Annotated in this window: 17 protein-coding genes; 4 read left to right on the forward strand and 13 right to left on the reverse strand. The window is 65.5% G+C overall.

Annotated elements, in window-relative coordinates:
- Positions 1–17: 17 nt before the first annotated feature.
- The 12 genes from NBE95_RS00875 to NBE95_RS00930 form a co-directional block, all read right to left on the reverse strand.
- A complete protein-coding gene (locus NBE95_RS00875) occupies positions 18–2,459 on the reverse strand; it encodes an FAD-dependent oxidoreductase (RefSeq protein ID WP_289894036.1) in 2,442 nt (813 codons plus the stop codon).
- A 227-nt stretch (positions 2,460–2,686) separates the two neighbouring features.
- Positions 2,687–3,055 carry a cupin domain-containing protein gene (locus NBE95_RS00880; protein WP_289894038.1) on the reverse strand — a complete coding sequence of 123 codons (369 nt, stop codon included), beginning with the start codon at positions 3,053–3,055 and terminating at the stop codon, positions 2,687–2,689.
- A gap of 41 nt (positions 3,056–3,096) precedes the next feature.
- Positions 3,097–4,323, reverse strand: coding sequence for an ABC transporter permease subunit (locus tag NBE95_RS00885; protein ID WP_289894039.1), 1,227 nt, complete (start codon positions 4,321–4,323; stop codon positions 3,097–3,099).
- Positions 4,320–5,126 carry an ABC transporter ATP-binding protein gene (locus NBE95_RS00890; protein WP_289894040.1) on the reverse strand — a complete coding sequence of 269 codons (807 nt, stop codon included), beginning with the start codon at positions 5,124–5,126 and terminating at the stop codon, positions 4,320–4,322. The genes NBE95_RS00885 and NBE95_RS00890 overlap by 4 nt, the downstream gene beginning before the upstream one ends.
- A gap of 58 nt (positions 5,127–5,184) precedes the next feature.
- Positions 5,185–6,174, reverse strand: coding sequence for an ABC transporter substrate-binding protein (locus NBE95_RS00895; protein WP_289894041.1), 990 nt, complete (start codon positions 6,172–6,174; stop codon positions 5,185–5,187).
- Positions 6,175–6,443: 269 nt separating this feature from the next.
- A complete protein-coding gene (locus tag NBE95_RS00900) occupies positions 6,444–6,989 on the reverse strand; it encodes an XRE family transcriptional regulator (protein ID WP_019352231.1) in 546 nt (181 codons plus the stop codon).
- Between the two features lie 270 nt (positions 6,990–7,259).
- Positions 7,260–7,502: a hypothetical protein gene (locus NBE95_RS00905; protein ID WP_289894042.1), complete on the reverse strand. Its 243-nt coding sequence runs from the start codon at positions 7,500–7,502 to the stop codon at positions 7,260–7,262.
- A 25-nt stretch (positions 7,503–7,527) separates the two neighbouring features.
- Positions 7,528–8,385, reverse strand: coding sequence for a DUF364 domain-containing protein (locus tag NBE95_RS00910; RefSeq protein WP_289894043.1), 858 nt, complete (start codon positions 8,383–8,385; stop codon positions 7,528–7,530).
- Positions 8,382–9,389, reverse strand: coding sequence for an ABC transporter substrate-binding protein (locus NBE95_RS00915; RefSeq protein WP_289894044.1), 1,008 nt, complete (start codon positions 9,387–9,389; stop codon positions 8,382–8,384). Before NBE95_RS00915 ends, NBE95_RS00910 begins: the two co-directional genes overlap by 4 nt.
- Positions 9,379–9,816 carry an ABC transporter ATP-binding protein gene (locus NBE95_RS00920; protein ID WP_354670357.1) on the reverse strand — a complete coding sequence of 146 codons (438 nt, stop codon included), beginning with the start codon at positions 9,814–9,816 and terminating at the stop codon, positions 9,379–9,381. The genes NBE95_RS00915 and NBE95_RS00920 overlap by 11 nt, the downstream gene beginning before the upstream one ends.
- Positions 9,699–10,181 carry an ABC transporter ATP-binding protein gene (locus tag NBE95_RS00925; RefSeq protein WP_289894046.1) on the reverse strand — a complete coding sequence of 161 codons (483 nt, stop codon included), beginning with the start codon at positions 10,179–10,181 and terminating at the stop codon, positions 9,699–9,701. Before NBE95_RS00925 ends, NBE95_RS00920 begins: the two co-directional genes overlap by 118 nt.
- Positions 10,178–11,167 carry an iron ABC transporter permease gene (locus NBE95_RS00930; RefSeq protein ID WP_289894047.1) on the reverse strand — a complete coding sequence of 330 codons (990 nt, stop codon included), beginning with the start codon at positions 11,165–11,167 and terminating at the stop codon, positions 10,178–10,180. Before NBE95_RS00930 ends, NBE95_RS00925 begins: the two co-directional genes overlap by 4 nt.
- Before the next feature lie 745 nt (positions 11,168–11,912).
- Between NBE95_RS00930 and NBE95_RS00935 the strand changes: the two genes are divergently transcribed.
- Together NBE95_RS00935 and modD are read left to right on the forward strand one after the other, a co-directional pair.
- Positions 11,913–12,710 carry a YggS family pyridoxal phosphate-dependent enzyme gene (locus NBE95_RS00935; protein WP_289894048.1) on the forward strand — a complete coding sequence of 266 codons (798 nt, stop codon included), beginning with the start codon at positions 11,913–11,915 and terminating at the stop codon, positions 12,708–12,710.
- Positions 12,711–12,818: 108 nt separating this feature from the next.
- Positions 12,819–13,685 (forward strand): ModD protein, encoded by an 867-nt coding sequence (gene modD, locus NBE95_RS00940; protein ID WP_289894049.1) that lies wholly within the window; start codon positions 12,819–12,821, stop codon positions 13,683–13,685.
- Here modD and NBE95_RS00945 read toward each other — a convergent pair.
- Complete coding sequence (locus NBE95_RS00945; RefSeq protein WP_289894050.1) at positions 13,666–14,529, reverse strand: ABC transporter ATP-binding protein; 864 nt, start codon at positions 14,527–14,529, stop codon at positions 13,666–13,668. The two genes, modD and NBE95_RS00945, sit on opposite strands and share 20 nt — an antisense overlap.
- A 42-nt stretch (positions 14,530–14,571) precedes the next feature.
- On the opposite strand from NBE95_RS00945, the gene modA reads away from it, so the two are divergent.
- A complete protein-coding gene (gene modA, locus NBE95_RS00950; protein ID WP_289894051.1) occupies positions 14,572–15,294 on the forward strand; it encodes a molybdate ABC transporter substrate-binding protein in 723 nt (240 codons plus the stop codon).
- The gene (gene modB, locus NBE95_RS00955; protein WP_289894052.1) at positions 15,291–15,983 is read left to right on the forward strand and encodes a molybdate ABC transporter permease subunit; all 693 of its coding nucleotides are present in this window, start codon (positions 15,291–15,293) and stop codon (positions 15,981–15,983) included. The genes modA and modB overlap by 4 nt, the downstream gene beginning before the upstream one ends.
- Positions 15,984–15,987 lie beyond the last annotated feature (4 nt).

Consider the following 15,987-nt stretch of genomic DNA (forward strand, 5'->3'; position numbering starts at 1 on the left):
CACTCCTTCATTCACGCTCAGGCGCGGATATGGCTGTTATCGGCGTCCCAAAGGCAGGCGGTTTCCTGAACCGTGGCTTTCAGGCGCTGACCATAGACCTCGATTTCGACTTGCGTTCCGAGTGCAGCGGCCTCTGCATTCAGCATCGCGATCGCGATGGCGGCGTCGACGCGGTGGCCATAAGCCGCCGACAGGACCTCTCCGGCGCGGCGTCCATCCACAAACACCGCCGCCATAGAGGGCGCGTCCTGCCGGCCAGTTTCCACGATCAGCGTGGACAGGCGCTTTCTCGGGCCAGCCTGCGCCTCGGCCTGAAGAATGGCCTTGCCGGGAAAGTCCTGCGGCTTGTCCAATCGGACAAAGCGGTCAAGGCCGGTTTCCAGAAGGCTGTAATCGCTGGACAGATCGCCCTTCCAGGTCAGGTAGCCTTTCTCGATGCGCATGGAGTTCAGCGCATACATGCCGAAGGGCGCGGCCCCCCCGTCGCGAATTGCGGCATAGATGTCGGCAGCATCCGCGGAATCCGCGTGAACCTCCCATCCCAGCTCGCCCGCAAAGGACACGCGGGCCAGAAGCGCAGGCTTGCCCGCGACGATGGCTTGCTGATGGCTTAGCCAGTCCAGCGACAGATCCGCATCCGACAACCCCGCCAGCAGGTCGCGCGATTTCGGTCCCGTCACCAGCATCGCAGTCACGGCGGCGGTGTGATCGGTCAAGGTCACAGCCGCGGGCAATTCGCGCGACAGCAGATCGAGGTCATGCCATTGCGCAACGGCGGCGGTCATCAATGTAAAGCTGTCATCGCCATGCCGGATGCAGGACATCTCGGTCAGCACGCGGCCGCGCGCATCCGGGAAATAGATCAGGTTCAGCCGCCCGACCCTGGGCAGCCCGCCTGCAATCATGCGGCGCAGCCATGCGGCCGCGCCCGGTCCTTCCAGGTCGAAACGCGAAAAGCCGCAAAGGTCGATCACCCCGACCCCGTCGCGGACGGCCTGAACCTCGGCGCGGACGCGGGCCTGCCAGGGGCCGCTGCGATCCCAGGTCAGCGTCGCTTCCTCGGATGTGTCATCGCCCGCTGCCGCGAACCAGTTGGCGCGTTCCCATCCGTTATAGGCACCCATCTGTGCGCCATCCGCGATCAGACGGCCATGGTTCGGCGACAGCTTGCGGTTCCGCCCGGCGGGCCATTCGTGCTGCGGGAAATGCATCGCGTATTCATGGCCATAGGTCTCCAACGCCTTGGCAAGCGAATATTGCGCGTCGGCATGGCCGGTGAAGCGGCGCGGATCGACCGACCACATGTCCCATTCGGTATGGCCATGCATGATCCATTCCGACAGGATCTTGCCCGCCCCGCCCCCCTGCGCGATCCCGAAGGTGAAGCTGTGGGCCTCGAAAGCATTGGGCACACCAGGCATCGGACCGATCATCGGCAGTCCGTCCGGCGCATAGGGGATCGGACCGTTGATATTGCGCTGCACGCCCTGCGTGCCCAACAGCGGCACCCGCGCCATCGCATCCTCGATATACCATTCCAACCGGTCCAGATCGTCGGGATAAAGCTGGAAGCTGAAATCCTCCGGCATCCGGTCGCCTTCGGTCACCCATGCCGCCCGGCAGTCGCGTTCGTAGGGGCCCAGGTTCAGCGAATGCGTATCCTGCCGCAGATAGTAAGAGCTGTCGACATCGCGCAGCATCGGCAGCTTGCGCCCGTGTTCCTTGGTCCAGGCCGCGATCTCGGGAATGGCCTCGGTCAGGAAATACTGATGGCTCATCACGGTCAGGGGCACCGGACGCCCGCCATGCGGCAGGAACCATTCCCCGACCCGCCCGGCATAATAGCCCGCCGCGTTCACCACATATTCGCAGCGGATGTCGCCCTTTGCGGTATGGACGATCCATTCGCCGTCCTTGCGGCTGACGCCCGTGGCGGGGGTGAAGCGCGCGATGGTGCCGCCATGCGCCCGCGCGCCCTTGGCCAGCGCCTGGGTCACCTGACTCGGGTCGATATCGCCGTCCAGCGGATCCCAGAGGCCACCTTCCAGATCATGCGTCTCCATGAAGGGGAAGTGCCGCTGCAATTCGTCGGGCGTGCACATGTCCATGGTCAACCCCATATGGGCCGCCATGCCGCGCACGCGTTCGAATTCCATCATCCGCTTATGGCTATGGGCCAGACGGATCGCGCCGGTAACGTGATAGTTGATCGGGTAATCCACTTCCGTCGCCAGCCCACGGTAAAGCGCAAGGCCATAGCGCTGCATGTTCATGACGCCGTAGTTCGCGGCGAAGTTCGGGCAGTTCCCCGCCGCGTGCCATGTCGAGCCCGCCGTCAGCTCGTTCTTTTCAAGCAGGACGCAATCGGTCCAACCCGCCCTGGCCAGATGATACAGCGCCGAGACGCCGACCACCCCACCACCGATGATGACAACGCGGGTCGAGGAAGGAAGAGCCATATCTGAACCTCAGAAGCAGAAAGATGGATGGCACGGTGCGCAGCACCGGTTCATTACGGAGAGCGGCGGAACAGGCCAAACCCTGCAGCGCGCCCAAGGCGTTCCTGTCCTGACTGTGAAATTATTCGCATAATCTTCACGGCAGGACGGAACTTTACCCATGGAAGCGTTCAGACGTCTCACTCAATCGCATATCGTCGACGTCGGTCATTCCAGACCTGCAGCCGCTACTGGCCTGAGGTCTCATGCTCGCGAATGACGAAATGCTTGGTCGTGGTTTCGATGATCTCCCAATAGCCTCTGAAGCCATTCGGGATCAGAAAGGACTGGCCCGCCGTGAATTCCCAACGCTGCCCGTCGCTGGATATCAGCGCACAACGGCCCGCGATGATGTGGCAGAACTCATCGCGGTCGGTGAAGGCGTGCCATTTCCCCGGGCTCGAGGTCCAGGTGCCTGCGACAAGGGCGCCATCCGGGCTGCGAAAATGCAGATGCGTCTCGTGCCGGGGGTCGCCTGCAACGACTCGTCCGGGAAGATCGGCAAGGCGGCGCTGCGTGCTGTCTTGCGGTTTGGCGGAAAAATCGACGATATCCATTTCGTTCCTCTTGGTCCTGTTTCGGCCGTCCGGCACTGCCGTCAGCTGCGCCCTTTCCACGGCACCAGCCTGCGTTCTGCAAGGCGCATCAGCACGTCGATCCCGTATCCGATGATGCCGATCAGGATGATTCCCATCAGAACGATGTCGGTCAGCTGGAATTTCGACGCGGCGATGATCATCATGCCTGCCCCTTTCTGCGCGGCGACCAGTTCGGCCGCGACCACCGTGCCCCAGCATACGCCCATCGCGACGCGCGCACCGGTGAATATCTCGGGCAGTGAGTTGGGCAGGATCACATGCCGCAGCACCTGCCATTTCGACGCCCCCAGCGAATAGGCCGCGTGCACCTTGGTGATATTCACCCCCGAGACGCCAGCCCGCGCCGCAATGGTCATCACCCACAGCGCGGCCAGGAACAGCAGCACGATCTTGCCTGTCTCCCAGATGCCGAACCAGATGATGACCAGCGGGATCAGCGCCAGCGGGGGCACGGGGCGCATGAACTCGACAATCGGGTCGAACCAACCGCGAAACCATCCAGACAGGCCCATGGCATAGCCAAGAGGAATGCCGACCAGCGATCCCAGTGCGAATCCCGCCAACACCCGCATCAGCGATGCGCCGAGATGCTGCCAGAGAGTGAAGTTCTGGTAACCGGACTGCGCGATCTCGACAAAGCGACTGGCCACGGCTTCGGGGGATGGCAACCAGATCGGCTCCATCTGCAAACCCTTGTCGGCCGCGAAGCTCAGCGTGCCTTTGCCGGTCATCGTCACCGTGCCATGGGCGACGCGGACCCGGCCCTCGGGGGCGATCGCCATGCCGTCCACCGCCGTCGCCCGCGCCCCGTCAGGCAGATGGATCAACTGCTCGCGCCCGCGCGGCACGTCTGCCACGACCGTGGCCTCGGCGGTCGCTTCGCCGGGGGCATCGATCCCCGCAAAGACCTGCACCACGCCCGAGCCGGCCTTGCCATCGCTGCCCTTTGCCTCATAGGTGAAGGTCGTCTCACCGACAAACGGGCCGGGAACGTGAAAGGGCACCAGTTTCGATCCCGTGAAAGCGCCCCAAAGCAGAAACACCACAAGGATCGAGATGACGGATGCCATCCGATCAGGGCGGATCGCACTTTCATCGCCGAATGTCACCGTTTTCAGGCTGGTGAAATCGGTGCGACGGCCGATGGCGCGGCGGATCAGCCTCAACGCAAGGGCCGAACCGGCAAACAGGCCCGCATAGACCACAAAAATCGCAAGCCCGATCATGCCGCAGCCCCCGCGCGGCCCATGATTTCTTCCTCCATACCCCAGATCATCGACAGGATTTCTTCCCGCCGCGCCGCAAAATCCGGCAGTTTCTTGATCTGCCGCAGATCCTGTCCGACGCCTTGATCGGCGAAGGGAAGCCGATACTCCTTGTAGATGCGCCCCGGACGCGGGGCCATGACGATCAGCCTTTCGCCCAACAGCAAAGCCTCTTCGACGGAATGGGTGATCAGGATGACGGTCTTGCCGGTTTCCTTCCACAGGTTCAGAACCATGGCCTGCATCTTTTCGCGCGTCAGCGCATCCAGCGCGCCAAGCGGTTCGTCCATCAGGATAACATCGGGATCATTGGCCAGGCACCGGGCCAGCGCGACCCGCTGCTGCATGCCGCCCGACAGCTCATAGATCGCCTTTTCGCGAAAATCCTGCAGCCCGACGATCTCGATCAGATGATCCACATGGGCGCCGTATTGGGCTTCGCGCTGTCCGGCCATCCGCGGTCCGAAGGACACGTTGTCGCGCACATTCATCCATTCGAACAGCGCGCCCTTCTGGAACACCACCCCCCGTTCGGCATCGGGGCCGGTCACCGCATGGCCATTCAGGGTGATCTGCCCGCCGGTCGGGGCCAGAAACCCCGCCACGATATTCAGCAAGGTCGACTTTCCGCAGCCCGACGGCCCCAGGACCGACAGCAGCTGCCCAGGCTTCAGATCAAGCGAGACATCCTGCAAGGCCTGCACATATACGCCGTTGGCCAGATCGAAACGCATCGAGATATTCTTCAGCAACAGGCCGGACATTGGGCCATCTCCTTCTTTCCCGTGAAGCGACAGGCGCCTGCCGCGCCCGTCGGCAGAATCAGCGGCTGACGACATCCTGAAGAGGGGTCGTGTCGATGAATTCGGCATAGCTGGGCAGAACAGAGGGAATATTGCCAAGTTCGCGGAACATCGCGGCCACACCGTCGAAATAGGTTGCCACACGACCGCCAAGCCACGCTTCCGAAAGCTGCTCGTCCGGCGCAAGGAACTTGAAATTGTCGATTACGGCCGCCGCATCGGCCTCGTCCATGCCGGCATCCCGCGCGATGACCGGCAGCATCTCTTCTCGTTGATCCCCGGCGTTCCACATCGCATTCATATCGGCGGTCACGCCAAGAAAATCGGCCAGAAGTTTCGGATGTTCGGTCGCAAATTTCGCAGAGGTCGTCGTCAGGTCGAACGCCAGAATACCGGCCTCTTCCTTCTCTGCCCCGCTGATCAGCACATTCCCGGTTTTCTTCATCCGGTTCAGCGCGCCGCCCCAGCCGCAAGCCATGTCGATACTGCCCTGATCGAACGCCACAGCGGCTTCGGCGGGAGCCATATCGACGATGGCCATGGATTCCGGATCGACCCCGAAATGTGCCATCTGCTGCAAGAAACCATAATGGGCAATGGATCCCACGGGCAGAGCCACGCGCTTGCCTTGCAGCTCGGCCGCGTTTTCCTTGTCGATTTCCAGCCGCGCGGCCACGACACAATTGTCATTGTCGGAATAGGACGCCGCGATGTCGACGACCTTCAGATCCTGACCGGCCGATATCGCCACGATGAAAGGCGGCACGCCTTGGCTCAGCGCGATCTGCACGTCACCCGCAGCCATGGCGGCCGACATCGCAGTGCCGGAATCGAACGCCACCCAATTGATCGGCACGCCCAGCTTTTCATCATACAGGCCTTTCGCCTTGGCATATTGGAAAGGCATCGGCCATTCTTGAAAATATGCCACCGTCACAGCCTCCTGAGCGAAAGCAGGAGTCACGGCAGCCAACAAGGGCAGGAGCAAAATCCCGCCGACAGCTTTCATTCGCATGGTTGTCTTCTCTCCTCTGTTGGCATGGATCATCAATGCCGCAGGCGCAGCCTGCGGTCGTTGACTCGCCGCCGGTTGGTCCGGCGGTCGACTTTCTGGGAAAATCCCGCTTCGCCTTATGCGACGGGCGGATTGAACCTTCCGCCGTTCGCGAACGGGGTCGCCAAGGGCTTCAGCAAGCCTCCGGCATTCGACCGGTGGCCGGCAACTCGATCATCGCTACACGTACCTGTCTTGGCAGATTGCGAATTCGGGTGTCCTTCTCAGTAGATTGGTGGCGAAATCACCCACAGGGCGACCGCAGATTCAGCATAGGGGTTGGCCCAGAGATAGGGCTCGTTGCGGATCCGAAAACTATCGCCCGGACCCACCGAGAATTTCTGGTCGCCAAAGCTCAGATCCAGTCGGCCCGACAGCATGAAGCCGATCTCTTGCGTTTCACGGCGCAACGGCTCTGCCAACGACTTGCCTGGCAGGAAAGTCGAGTGGACGATCTCGAAACTGTCGGTCAGATCCGGAGAGATCAGCGCCTCGATCAGGCCATCCCGGCGATGCCCGACCGAGCGGCGCCGATCGGCCCTTACGATACGCCCCTCTTCCCCAGGCGCCACGGCTTGAGGCTGCCTCAGCAGCGACGGCGCCACGTCAAGTATCTTCGCCAGCTTGCCAAGATCCTCGGAATTGATCCGCGACACATCGCGTTCGACTTGCGACATCCAGCCCAGCGACCGGCCCATCGCCTCAGCAAGCTGGGCCAACGTCAAGGCGCGGCTTTTTCTCAATGTGCGAAGATCGGCCCCAGAGGTCACGAATCACTCCCTTCTTTCAGATGATCCTGCCACCTGCCGTGAAATTATCAACCAATTTTTCATTTTCGCTGGGAAAGAGCAAAAGACCTTGGCAAGCCGGACGGGCCGTGGCGGCAAAATGGCCCGGCTGCACGGTGTTCAGGATCGCAGATCGGGGTGCCCTAGCGCTGCCGCTTGCGACCTGCCCGGCCGTCGATGCCGGGCAAGGCGCGGCGGCTGTCGCCCGTCCCGGCTGATTTCTATGCGGGCTCGATCGGCACGGCCGGCCGCTCAGCACTTGTCGACATGGACCACAGCGACCCCGCTTTCGGCAAAGAACGCCTCGAGCCGGGCGTTGGATTCGGCAAAGCCGCCTTTCTTCCATTCCATGCGCCATTCGCCGGCCTCGTCGTCGTAATGCGCCGTCGGAAAGGCGGCCTGAAAACCCGCCGCCAACGCACCCGCGCGCGGGATGGCGATGCCATGCTTCAGGCACATCTTGGTCAGTGTCACAGTCCTTGCATCGTCGCTCATCTGCTTGTCCTTTCGAGTGTTGCTGTCAATCCTGCGCCAGAACGATCTTGGGCGCGTATTTTCCGAAGAAGTGATAGCCCGAGCCGCCTTGCGCCAGCACCTCATGCAGCGCATCGGCATCGGTGACGCGCACGGTGCCCAGAATCATGCCGCGGCGGGCAAGAAAGGCATCGGGCAGCATCGGCACGGTCGGGCCGACCAGCACCACCCGCGCTTCGGGACGGGCGCAGGCGATCAACCCGGGCAGGCTGTCGTTGATGAGCGTGGTGCCGGTGATCAGCACCACATCCGCCCGGGGCACGATCCGGGGATAGCTTTCGGCGGGACGAAAATGCTCCAACTCGTTGGGGCGCAGGGTGGCCGGGTCCTTTTCCAGCACGAAATGCCGTGCGCCGATGCCGCGCAGCGCCTTGAGGAACGGACCGAAGGCGCCGACCACGACCGCCGTCTCCTCGGGCCGGATGCGGGCGACGTCGAAGGCGTCGGCGTCCTCGACGACGCGATAACCCCGCGGTCCGCGGCGCTCGGCCGCCAAATGGGCCAATGCGTTCAGCGCAGCGATGCCGAGCGCGCGGCGCAATCCGGTATGCGACAGCGCCTCATGCGCCAGCCGCAGCGCGCCCATGCCCCGCAGCTTGCCCGGAAAAGGCATCGCCATGGCCGAGGAAGGGCAGCACACCGCCTCGGGGATCTCTTTCAGCGGCGTGGCGCACAGTCCGGTATGGCCGCTGTCCAGCGTGACGGCGATGAAGAACAGCCCCAGCGTGGCACGGCCGACGGTCCGCGCCTCTGCCTCGGCGCCGATTGTTCCGGTCACGGCATCGTAGGTCCGTTCAAGATAGGATGCGCTTTCGCCGCCGTCCTTCGGACGGGGGATGCTCATGCCCCGCCCCCAAGGATGGTGCGGATCTGCCCGTCGTCGAGGTCCGTCCCGAAGAAGCTCTTGTAGAAGTCCCGCACCGTCGCGATCAGCTCGGCCTCGGGGAAAAGTCCGGGATGGAACTGCGCGGCCGCCCACAGCACGGTCAGCGGCTGCTCGACCGTGCGATTGGCCCAGATATGCGCCCCGATCGGCGCGACCAGGATCCGTCCCTCGCGCACCGCGCGCAGTTGCGACAGGTTGGCGTCCTCGTCCAGCCGGGCGACATGGGCCGGGTCGCCGACGATGATGATGTCGGGATCGGCGGCCAGCACCACCTCGGTGGTCAGCGCCAGGGTCTCCTCGCTGCGGCCGTCGTCGGTGACGGAATCCCCGCCGGCAGCCGAGATCCACCATTCCGCCACCAGATGCGGCTGGGTCATGTTGACCGGGTTGAGATAAAGCACCGAAGGCCGCTCGGCGACACCGTCGACCCGCGCCGCGATATCGGCCAGCGTGCCGTCGAACCACCCGGCATAGTCCGCGCCGATGCGGGCATTGCCCAGCAGGTCGCCGACCAGCGCCACGCCGGCCTTGACATCCTCGGGCGTCTGGATGCGCAGCACCACGGTCGGGATGGCATGCTGGTCCAGAAGGTCCGCCGTGTCCCGGGCGAAGGTCAGCGTCACGTCCGGATCCAGCGTCAGCAACGCCTCCAGCGCCAGGTTGCGCTCGGCATCCTCGATGCGCGGGCTTTGGGCAAGCTGCGGCGCGAAAACGTCCTGCCAGGCCCAGCGGCCCGATTGCCGCGCCCATGGCGGCAGGTCGTTGGCGATCAGCGCGCCTTGGCCGGCGGCAAAGACGAAGCTGTTAATCACCGGCACCGAGCCCAGCGTGGCGACGCTGTCGATCCGGTCCGGCACGGTGACGGTACGGCCGGCCATATCGGTGATGTCGCGGGCCAGCACGGCGCCCGACAGGCCAAGGACCAGCATCCCTGACAGGATGGGGACGGCTTTAAGGAACATGGTTGCTCTCCGGTTGCGGGGAATGGAAATGCGGGGCACAGGCCAGCGTGCCATCGGCATCGCGGATGATGCGGATGCCGCGGCCGTAAAGCGCGCTCAGATAGCCGGGCCGCGCCAGATCGGCGACCGGCCCCGCGCCATGCACCCGCCCCCCGCGCAGCGCGAGAAAGCGGTTGCCGACATGCAGGGCATGGTCGGGGTGATGGGTGACCATCAGGATGCCCAGCCCGTCCCGCGCCAGCCCGGCGACGATGTCCAGCAGCCGAAGCTGATTGCCGAAATCCAGACTGGCGGCCGGCTCGTCCAGAATCAGCAATCGCGCCTGCTGCGCCAGCGCCCGCGCCAGCAGGCAAAGCTGCCGCTCGCCGCCGCTGATGGCGGCAAAGGGGCGTTCGGACAGATGGGCAGCCCGACCCGATCCAGGCAGTCCATGGCGATGGCGTGATCCGCGCGGCCCGGTATGTCCAGCCGCCCCAGATGCGGCGAGCGGCCCATGACCACCATCTCGCGCACCAGATGGCCAAAGGCCGGTTGCGTCGCCTGCGGCACATAGGCCATGCCGCGGGCAAGCGCGCGCGGCGACAGACCGGCCGCCGGCCGGCCATCCAGCAGGATCGCGCCGCCCGATGGCGCCAGCGCCCCGATCAGGCAGCGCAGCAGCGTCGTCTTGCCTGCGCCGTTCGGCCCCAGCACGCAAAGCACCTCGCCCGGATCCAGCACGAGGCCGATATTCTCCAGCCGCTGCGCGCCGGCGCCATGGGCGAAGGACAGGGCGGATACCGACAGCCTCATGCCCAGCCCGCCCTTGCGCGCAACAGCAGCAGCAGAAACAACGGTGCGCCGATAACGCTGGTGGTGATGCCCAGCGGGATCTCCATCGTTGTGGCACCGCGCGACAGGTTGTCCACCAGCAGCAGGAACAGCGCGCCGGTCAGGGCCGAAGCGGGCAGCAGCCGGTCGAAGGACGAGCCGACGAGCAGCCGCGCGATATGCGGCACCACCAGCCCGACCCAGCCGACGATCCCAGCGATCGAGACCGCCGCCGCCGTCATCAGCGTGGCCGACAGGATCAGCGCGATGCGGATCATGCCGGTGTCGACGCCGAGCATGCGCGCCTCTTCGCTGCCGACGCTCATCACGTTGACCTGCCATCGCAGGGCGTAAAGCACCGCCAGCGCCAGCCCGATCAGCGACGCCACCAGCGGCAGGTCGCCGGGCGTGACCCGGTTCAGCCCGCCCAGCAGCCAGAACGTGATCGCGGGCAGCACATCGACGGGGTCCGCCACGATCTTCAGCACCGAGATCAGCGCCTGAAAGAACGCCGCGATCACCACGCCGACCAGCACCAGCACGATCAGCGAATGGCGGTTGATGGCCTGGCCCACGGCGAAGACCAGCCCCACGGCGCAAAGCCCCATGGCGAATGCCCCCGCCTGAATCGCCCAGGCGCCAAGATTCAGCGTCACGGCAAGCGAGGCCCCGAAGCCCGCCCCGGCCGAGACCCCCAGGACATCGGGCGCCACGATGGGATTGCGAAACAGCGTCTGATAGGCCGCGCCGGCCGCGGCCAGCCCCGCCCCCACCAGCATCGCGGCCAGAATGCGCGGCAGGCGCACATGGGTCACGATCTGCTCGACCGCCGGCGTCCAGTCGGCCCGAACCTCCCAGAATTGCGAGGCCAGAACCGCCAGAACCGTGCCCGGCGGAATGGGCACCCGCCCCAATCCCAAGAAAAGCACCGCTAGCCCCAGCAGGGCCAGCCCCAGCGCGGGTATCACCGCCAGGCGCCGGCGCCGCGGTCGTGCGGCCGGTTGCGTGGCTGCGGAAAAGGGCGGCCCGTTCATCTGCATCGCCTCAGCCGCCGGAGGGACCGGAGCGATCCGTTCCGGTCGGGCCCTGCACCAGCGCCTGCGCACCGGTCGGGACAGGCGTGACCGCCGCCAATGCGGCCGGCCCTTTGCCGATACGAACCACCACCACCCGTCTCCTCCTCGCATCCCGATGAATCGTTGTATCTGTATAAACATAACGAAAGGAAGCCAAAGGGAATATTGCGGCATATTGCCCGATGCGTCGAAACGCTGTCTCGCAACCGGGGAAGCAGACCAAGCAGGACAGCCGGCCTGCGAAATCGGGGGATCCCCGGGACATTTCGGCGCTCATGCGCAGGCGCGGCTGGCGGCTTGCCCCCGTTGTGCTTGAGTTGATATAACGAATCCCCGAAGGCGCCGCCGCATCGGCACGGAGGCCGGCGGATTACCGGAAACGATCATGGCCCACGATGTCATCCATACCCGTCTCTGCCCTGACGATCAGCGCCGCGGCGATGCAGGCCTTGCCCCGCCGGATCGCGCGACATCGGGTCTTTCCTGTTCGCACTGGGGTCGGAGAGGATGTGCCGCCCCGGCCTTGCGATCGCGAAACGGGCCGGAAGGGCCCTGCGAGAAACGGCACGAAGTTCTGGCGCCCAGCCCAGGCACAGACACTCGGCCATGGACATAACCGGTGATCAAGGACAGAAACATGACCGCCCATCAGCCCCCCGCCCCCAGTCTTTCACCCGAAGACATCGCGCGCTTCGGCACCGATCCCCTGGCGATCTTTCGCGACAATCTTGCCATGGTCGAGCAGCGGATTGCCGCAGCCTGTGCCAAGGCCGGCCGGGATCGCGCCGAAGTGCGGCTGCTGCCGATCACCAAGACCGTTCCCGCCCAGATCCTGCGCCTTGCCTTCGCCGCCGGCATCCGCAGCTTCGGCGAGAACAAGATCCAGGAGGCGATGGGCAAGCACGAGGCGCTGTCGGATCTTGACATCGACTGGTCCATCGTCGGTCATCTTCAGACCAACAAGGTCAAGTACCTGACTCGTTTTGCACATGAATTCCATGCGCTCGACAGCCTGCGGCTGGCCGAGGCGCTGAACCGGCGGCTGGACCAGGAAGGCCGCATCCTCGCGGTCCATGTGCAGGTGAACACCTCGGGCGAGGACAGCAAGTTCGGCCTGCATCCCGACGCCCTGCTGCCCTTTGTCGAGGCGCTTCAGCAGTATCCGCGCCTGCGCCCGCAGGGGTTGATGACGCTGGCGCTGTTCAGCACCGACATGGACCGGGTGCGTCCCTGCTTCGAACTGTTGCGAACCTTGCGTGACCAGGCGCTGACAGTCGATCCGGCCATGACTGGCCTGTCCATGGGCATGTCCGGCGATTACGAGCTGGCCATCGCCGAGGGCGCCACCGTGGTGCGCGTGGGTCAGGCGATTTTCGGCGCACGGCCCACGCCCGACAGCCTTTACTGGCCGGGCCTCGCGTCCAATCCGAGTTGAGGCGCCGGCCGGCGGAACAGCGACGCCGCCCCGCCCTGCCCGCCTGTTCGCCTTGCGCGCCCGATATGCATGATGCGATACAAGGGGTCGCAGCAGACCGGAAAGCCCATGCCCCAGTTCAGCGATACCGAACTCGACCGCATCTTGCGCGACGACTGTCCCTATGCGGACCCGACGACCGAGGGACTCGGCATCGCCGGGGTCGCGGCAAAAGCCACGCTGACCGCGCGGGACGACATGGTGGTTTGCGCCGTGGAGGATGCCGCGCGAATGTTCGAACTCGGCGGCGCCCGGGCGCGTCCTCGGGTCGTTACCGGGCAGAAAGTCCGCGCCGGCGCCCTGCTGCTGGAGGTCGAGGGACCGGCAGGCGCAATCCACCGCAGCTACAAGATGGCGCAGACGCTGATGGAGCTGCTGTCGGGCATCGCCACTGCCGCCCGGACGATGGTGGAGGCCGCACAGGCGGCCAACCCCCGCACCCGCGTAGCCTGCACGCGCAAACATATGCCCGGCATGAAGCATCACGCTTTGCGCGCCATCGAGGCCGGCGGCGCAGTGCCGCATCGGCTGGGGCTTTCCGATTACCTCCTCGTCTTCGAGGAGCATCGCACCCTGCTGGACCCTGCCCTGCCCTTGGCCGATCACCTCGCGCGACTGAAAGCCCATGCGCCCGAGCGGCGCCTGGCGGTCGAGGCGGCCGGTATCGCCGAGGCCATCGCCTTCGCGCAGGCCGGGGCCGAGATCGTCCAGGTCGACAAGGCCTCGCCCGAGGATATCGCCGCCATCGCGCAAGCGCTGGACGGGATCGCCCCCCGGCCGCTTCTGGCGGCGGCGGGCGGTGTCAATCCGTCGAACGCGGCGGCCTATGCCGCAGCGGGGGCGGATATCCTCGTGACCTCGGCGCCCTATTACGCGCCCCCCCGCGACGTGAAGGTGCGGATCTTTCCGGCGCCGGCTACAGAGGCGCGGCACTGAGCGCGTCCAGACCGACCATCGTGCCGGGCGCCAGGCCGCCGGGCGGGACGGCATAGCGCAACCGGCAGAGATGTCCGTTCACCAGCGCCTCGCACCATCCCTCGGCATCCGGCCCGGAAATATGTTGCGCCCTGAGCCCCTGGCCCCGCCGCACCGGACCATCCGCCACCACCCGGCCGTTTTCCAGCCGGATCACCCGATCCGCCAGCCGGGCGATCTCCAGCGGGTCGTGGCTGACCATCAGCGTGGTGGTGCCGAACGCGCGATGCAGCCGCAGCAGTTCGTCCTGCAATTGCTGGCGCAAGTCGGGGTCCAGCGCCGAGAGCGGCTCGTCCAGCATCAACAATTGGGGCCGTCGCGCCAGCGCCCGGATCAGCGCCAGCCGTTGCTTTTGCCCGCCCGAAAGCGTCGCCGGATAGCATCGGGAAAGATTTCCCAGTTCCGCCAGGGCCAGCAGCCGCTCAGCCTCGCCCCGAGCGGCGTGACGGCCGAGCGCATAGTCCAGATTGCCCCGCACCGTCATGTTCGGAAACAGCGCGTAATCCTGGAAAACGAACCCGATGGGGCGACGATGGACCGCCATCTGGGTGCGCCGGCCGCTATCGGCCCATGTCACGCGATCGACCAGCACACGCCCCCGGTCGGGCCGCTGGAACCCGGCCAGAATCCGCAGCAGCGTGGTCTTTCCCGCCCCTGAAGGCCCGGCCAGCACAACGAACGCACCGCGGCTTATCGCCAGGTCGGCCACCAGGTCGAAGCCGCCCGCCGGGCCGTGCAGCCGGTGGACGATGTCGATCCGCAGCCATGGGCTTGGCGATTGACCTTCTTCGTTATAACCGTTCATACATATCCGACTAACCGATCCCCTTCGCCGATGGAAGCCGCCATGCCGAAACCCGCCCTTGCCATCCTGACCCTTGCGCTGGTCCTGACCGGCCCCGCCTTCGCCGACGAGACCACATTGGCGGCGGGCGCGGGATTCCGCCGCCCCCTGAGCGAACTGGCCCAGGTTTATTCGGCCCAAAGCGGTCACGACATCCTGCAGATCTATGGCCATGTCGGGCAGGTTCTGGCCCAGGCGCGCGAAAGCGACGAGATCGCGCTGGTCTGCGGCGACAAGGCCGTCATGGCCAATGCCGAAGGGATAGAGTTCGACCGCTGGATCCCGCTTGGCACCGGAAAGCTGGTCGTCGCCTTCCGCAAGGGGGTGGCGCTGGAAGGTGCCAGGGACGTGGCCGACCCGGCGCTGCAACGCATCGGCATCCCCGATCAGGCCGCCGCGATCTACGGCAGGGCCGGGCGGCAATTCCTCGAGCGCTCGGGCTTGGCCGGGGCGGTCGAGGACCGCCTGGTGCCGGTCGCGACGGTACCGCAGGTCACGTCCTATGTCGCCAGCGGCGAGGTGGACGCGGGCTTCGTCAATGCCACCGACGCCATAGGCGCCGGCGACGGTATCGGCGGCTTCGTCGCGGTTCCCGCCGATCTCTACGACCCGGTCGAGGTCGCCTGCGGCATCCGCGCCGACGCCGGAGGCGATGCGCTGGCGGGCTTCACCGCCTATCTGGAAACGCCCCAAGCCCGCACGATCCTCGACCGTTACGGATTGTGAGCGCGATCTGGCAGGCGCTGGCGGACCCGGCGCTGGCCTATCCGGCATGGCTGACATTGAAGGTCGTCGCGGTGACGCTGGCGGCGCATCTGCTGCTGGGACTGGGCCTTGGCTGGGCTTTGGCGCGACCCGGTTGGCCCGGCCGCGGGCTGCTGGACATCCTGGTGACCTTGCCGCTGGTCTTTCCGCCGCTGGCCTTGGGGTTCCTGCTGCTGATGCTGCTGGGCCGCCGCAGCATGATCGGCGGCTGGCTGGACGCCCTGTTCGGCCTCTCGTTCATCTTCACGGTCGAGAGCGTGATGCTGGCTTCGATCATCGCCGGGCTGCCCCTGGTCGTGAAGCCCGTCGAAGCAGCCATCGCCGGGGTCTCGCGCTCATTGGGCGAGGCTTCGCGCAGCCTGGGCCGTTCCGAATGGCAGACTTTCCTGTTCGTCACCCTGCCCAACATCAGGGGCGCGTTGGTCGTCGGGCTGGTTCTGGGCACGGCGCGGGCCCTGGGCGAGGTCGGCATCACCCTGATGCTGGGCGGCAATATCGTCGGACGCACCAACACCATGTCGCTCGAGATCTACAATGCGGTTTTCAACGGCGAATACGACCGTGCCCTGGTGCTGTCCGCCCTGCTGGGGCTGGTTTCGGTCGCCGTCTATGCCGTCATCCGCCGCAATGCCCGACCCGCGGCGGGGTAAGCCC

This window comes from Paracoccus sp. TOH, from assembly GCF_030388245.1.
GTDB lineage: Bacteria > Pseudomonadota > Alphaproteobacteria > Rhodobacterales > Rhodobacteraceae > Paracoccus > Paracoccus simplex.